This window comes from Rhodoplanes roseus, from assembly GCF_003258865.1.
In the GTDB taxonomy this organism is placed as follows: Bacteria; Pseudomonadota; Alphaproteobacteria; order Rhizobiales; family Xanthobacteraceae; genus Rhodoplanes; species Rhodoplanes roseus.
In genome coordinates this window covers 1-4249 of sequence record NZ_NPEX01000396.1, presented here as the reverse complement: position 1 = coordinate 4249, position 4249 = coordinate 1, and the positions used below count along the sequence as shown (strand labels likewise).

Sequence of the window (4249 nt, the reverse complement as noted above, 5' to 3'; positions counted from 1 at the left end):
CCGCGAGGCCCCCCTTTCGCATCTCCGCCGCAGCGGAAAAGATCAGCGCTTCGAGAACTGGAACGACCGGCGGGCTTTGGCGCGGCCGTACTTCTTGCGCTCGACGACGCGCGAGTCGCGGGTCAGGAAGCCGCCGCGCTTGAGCACGCCGCGCAGGTCCGGCTCGAAGGCGGTCAGCGCCTTCGAGATGCCGTGACGCACCGCGCCGGCCTGGCCCGACAGGCCGCCGCCCGACACCGTGCAGACGATGTCGTACTGGCCGTTGCGGTTGGCGCTGACCAGCGGCTGCTGGATCAGCATGCGCAGCACCGGGCGGGCGAAATAGACCTCGATGTCCCGGTCGTTGATCAGGACCTTGCCGGCGCCCGGCTTGATCCACACGCGGGCGACCGCGTCCTTGCGCTTGCCGGTCGCGTAGGCGCGGCCCTGCTTGTCGAGCTTCTGCTCGTATTTCGGCGCTTCCGGGGTACCCGGCTTCAGGGCCGAGAGCTCTTCCAGCGACTGCATGGTCTCGGCCATGATCACGCGCTCCTTGCGTTCTTGCGGTTCATCGCCGCGACGTCGAGCGGCTCGGGCGTCTGGGCGGCGTGAGGATGCTCGGGACCGCGATAGACGCGCAGATTGCCGAGCTGCTGACGGCCGAGCGGGCCGCGCGGCAGCATGCGCTGCACGGCCTTCTCGACGATGCGCTCGGGGAAGCGGCCCTCGAGGATCGAGCGCGCCGAGCGCTCCTTGATGCCGCCGATGAAGCCGGTGTGGTGGTAGTACACCTTCTGCTGCACCTTGCGGCCGGTGAACACGACCTTCTCGGCGTTGACGATGATGACGTTGTCGCCGCAGTCGACATGGGGCGTGAAGGTCGGCTTGTGCTTGCCGCGCAGCCGCATCGCCACGATCGCCGCCAGCCGCCCCACCACGAGGCCGGATGCGTCGATCATCACCCACTTCTTGTCGACCTCGGCAGGCTTGGCCGAATAGCTCTTCATGGCGTCCTGATCCGATGGTTTGGATTTCTTGTGAAGGCGCGCCCGGACCGAACCGGAGCCCTGCCTGCGGGCACGCCGTCGGCGGGCGCCGGAAGGCCTCCACCGTGGCGGGTTGTGTACCGTCGCGCGTCGCGCAGGTCAATCCGCACGCGTGGAAATTCCTTCATTCAAATCAGTCACTTGCAAATATGGTATTTTATTACCGGTTCGGAAGCCGCTGGCGCGGTGCGGATCGCACCCTGCGGCGCGGCTCCTTCCGAACCACAGGCCCCGCCCCGGCCGGCACGCAACACGTTTTCAGTCGTTGTCCTGGCGGAGCGGAGCAGGATAATCGCCGGGGCGGGCCCGGTGGAGGAGCGTTTTGCGAAGCGCGGCGCGGCCCTTTCGGCCGTCCGTGACCGGGCGTATCGGGCAAGGATCGCGGCGATCGCGCCGCGTCACGGGCCCGAGTCGCGAGCCCGACAGGCCTGCCAGGAGACCGTCATGTCCATTGCCGACACGCTCGCCGCCGTCCCCTCGACAAGCCCGTCCGCCCCGCCGCTCCGGCGCGAGGACACGGACGGCGTCGCCCTGCTGGTGCTCGACCGGCCGAAGGCCCGCAACGCCCTGTCCGACGCCATGCTGGCCGCCCTCGGCGAGGCGCTCGCCGCGATCGCGCAGGACCGCAGCGTGCGCGCCGTGGTGCTGGCCGCGGAGGGTCCGGTGTTCTGCGCCGGCCACGACCTCAAGGAGATGACGGCGCACCGCGCCGATCCGGATCGCGGCCGCGCCTATTTCGCCGACCTGCTCTCCCGCTGCGCCGCCGTGATGCAGGCGATCGTCGCCCTGCCCCAGCCGGTCGTCGCCGCCGTCCAGGGCACCGCGACGGCGGCCGGCTGCCAGCTCGTGGCGAGTTGCGATCTGGCCGTGGCGGCCGACGATGCGCGCTTCTGCACGCCGGGGGTCAATATCGGCCTGTTCTGCTCGACCCCCATGGTGGCGCTGTCGCGCAACATCGCGCCCAAGCACGCCATGGAGATGCTGCTCACCGGCGATCTGATCGGCGCCGAGGATGCGCTGCGCTTCGGCCTGGTCAATCGTCTGGTGTCGCCCGGCGAGGAGCGCGCCGCCGCCCTCGCGCTGGCGCGATGGATCGCGGAGAAGTCGACTGTCGCCATCCGGTTCGGCAAGGCCGCGTTCTACCGCCAGCGCGAGCTTCCGCTCGCCGACGCCTACCAATATGCTGCCGCGGTGATGACCGAGAACATGCTGGCGCGCGACGCCGAGGAAGGAATCGGCGCCTTCGTGGAGAAGCGCGCACCACACTGGGAGGATCGATGACCGACGACGCTGTTTCGCACACCGTTTCGCTGCGCCTCCTCGCCGCCCGGCTCGACGCGCGAGCCATGCGGCGCATGCTGGTCGCCGGCGCGGCCTGGGGCGTGACGGTATCGCTCGGCCTCACGGCGGCGCGGGCGTGGAGCTGCGGCACCGTGTGTCTCGATGCTGCCGCATTCGACGCACTAGTGACGACGGCGATCGGCACCGTCACGATCGGACCTCTCGCCTGCCTCCGCCGTTCGCCCGACCATTCCCGAAACTGATAACGACGCTCCTACTGATCACGACGCATACCGCGACACCGCCTCATTGAAGGAGACGACGATCCATGCGGACTTTCGTTCTCACGACCGCGTTCGGCCTCGCCGTCCTGCTCGCACCCGGCGCCGTGCCGGGCGCCCTCGCCCAGTCGGCCCAGGACCAGCAGGCTTGCCAGTTCGACGCCCAGAGCTTCTGTCAGGAGGCGATCCCGGACCACGGCAAGGTCTTCCGCTGCCTGCAGCGCAATCGCGCCAAGATCAGCCCCGCCTGCCGCGCCGCGATCAGCAAGGGCAAGGCCCCGCGCCGCAATCGCCCCGGCACCAGCTACTGAGGCGCGCACCGCGCCTTTCCAAACAGCGCGAGACGGGCTAACACCGGCCCGGTCATCAGCACGTCATGCCCGGCCTCGTGCCGGGCATCCACGTTCTCGACGCGTGTCGTGGATGGCCGGGACGAGCCCGGCCATGACGAGGCACAGCATCACCAGGCCGGCCTCGCTCGCGTATGCCCCACGACGATTATCCGGACGCCACCATCCGTCGGATCCTCACGACATGCCGGACCATCGCCATGGTCGGCGCGTCGGCCAAGGACAACCGGCCGAGCTTCTTCGCCTTCAAGTATCTGCTGGAGCGCGGCTACCGGATGATCCCGGTGAACCCCGGCCTGGCCGGCCAGACGATCCTCGGGCAGACCGTGTTCGCGCGGCTCGCCGACATCCCGGAGCCGGTCGACATGGTCGACCTGTTCCGCAACGCCAGCGTCGCGCCGAAGGTTTTGGACGAGACCCTGGCGATGACGCCTCGCCCGATGGTGTTCTGGATGCAGCTCGGCGTGCGCGACGACGCCACCGCGGCCCGGGCCGAGCAGCACGGCCTCCAGGTCGTGATGGATCGCTGCCCGAAGATCGAGTACGCCCGCCTCTCCTCCGAGATCGGCTGGCTGGGCGTCAACTCGCGCACCCTCTCCTCCAAGCGGGCCCCGATGCCGGTCCGCGGCGTGCAGCGCCTGTCGCTCGGCCGGGTGACGACGGCGGGCGGCACGACCGTGGCGTCGCCGCCGCGCGACGACACCGATCGGGGCTGACGGCGCCCGCGACCGGCGGGCGACCGGAGACCTCGCCGACGACCCTCGTGCCGCGGGACGACGGTCGGGAGCTGTGGAAACGTTTCCCGATCTTGGCCGGACGTGATCGAACGTGGCCGAATGTGTCTCGAAAGACACGCTGAACACCAAAGCGCCGCAATCCTTTAAATGGTATTATAGGACCATGGTTAGGGTTTTCGGACTAGGTAGCCTGGGGGAGTGATTCGGCTGAAATGCTGGGCGGGCCGCCCGGATCGGAGTGCCTCATGCGACGTGAGACTGGTCCGGCGCAGCCGGAGCCCGCTACGCCCTCGACTTCGCCTTCCTCGACCCGCCCTTCCTCGACTTCCCCCTCCTCGACCTGCCCGTCCTCGCCCCCTCCCGACGCATTCGCTCCCGCCTCCCGGCAGGGAGGTCCGCACCCGGCCGGACGGGCCCGCGCCGCCCGGCGGCGGGCCGCGCTTCGCGCCTCGACGGCACTGGTCGGCGTCGCCCTGGCGCTGGCCGGAGTGCCGGTGCTGATCGCCACGTCCGGGACGGCCCTGGCGGGTGGTGGCGGCGGCGGCATGTACGGCGACCAGCCCGGATCGGGCGGC

Annotated in this window: 7 protein-coding genes; 5 read left to right on the top strand and 2 right to left on the bottom strand. The window is 69.8% G+C overall.

Annotated features, from left to right (window positions below; genetic code table 11):
* Positions 1–42: 42 nt before the first annotated feature.
* Both rpsI and rplM read right to left on the bottom strand, forming a co-directional pair.
* A complete protein-coding gene (rpsI, locus tag CH341_RS28900) occupies positions 43–519 on the bottom strand; it encodes a 30S ribosomal protein S9 (protein WP_111422678.1) in 477 nt (158 codons plus the stop codon).
* A 2-nt stretch (positions 520–521) separates the two neighbouring features.
* The gene (gene rplM, locus CH341_RS28895) at positions 522–986 is read right to left on the bottom strand and encodes a 50S ribosomal protein L13 (RefSeq protein ID WP_111422675.1); all 465 of its coding nucleotides are present in this window, start codon (positions 984–986) and stop codon (positions 522–524) included.
* 483 nt (positions 987–1469) lie between these two features.
* Between rplM and CH341_RS28890 the strand changes: the two genes are divergently transcribed.
* The 5 genes from CH341_RS28890 to CH341_RS35435 all read left to right on the top strand — a co-directional run.
* Positions 1470–2306: an enoyl-CoA hydratase gene (locus CH341_RS28890; protein ID WP_111422673.1), complete on the top strand. Its 837-nt coding sequence runs from the start codon at positions 1470–1472 to the stop codon at positions 2304–2306.
* A complete protein-coding gene (locus tag CH341_RS28885; protein ID WP_111422670.1) occupies positions 2303–2569 on the top strand; it encodes a hypothetical protein in 267 nt (88 codons plus the stop codon). Before CH341_RS28890 ends, CH341_RS28885 begins: the two co-directional genes overlap by 4 nt.
* A gap of 65 nt (positions 2570–2634) precedes the next feature.
* Positions 2635–2898: a cysteine rich repeat-containing protein gene (locus CH341_RS28880; protein WP_111422668.1), complete on the top strand. Its 264-nt coding sequence runs from the start codon at positions 2635–2637 to the stop codon at positions 2896–2898.
* Positions 2899–3071: 173 nt separating this feature from the next.
* Complete coding sequence (locus CH341_RS28875) at positions 3072–3653, top strand: CoA-binding protein (RefSeq protein ID WP_111422665.1); 582 nt, start codon at positions 3072–3074, stop codon at positions 3651–3653.
* A 266-nt stretch (positions 3654–3919) separates the two neighbouring features.
* Positions 3920–4249, top strand: a 330-nt coding sequence (locus tag CH341_RS35435; RefSeq protein WP_210208661.1) for a hypothetical protein, incomplete at its 3' end; no start/stop codon positions are given.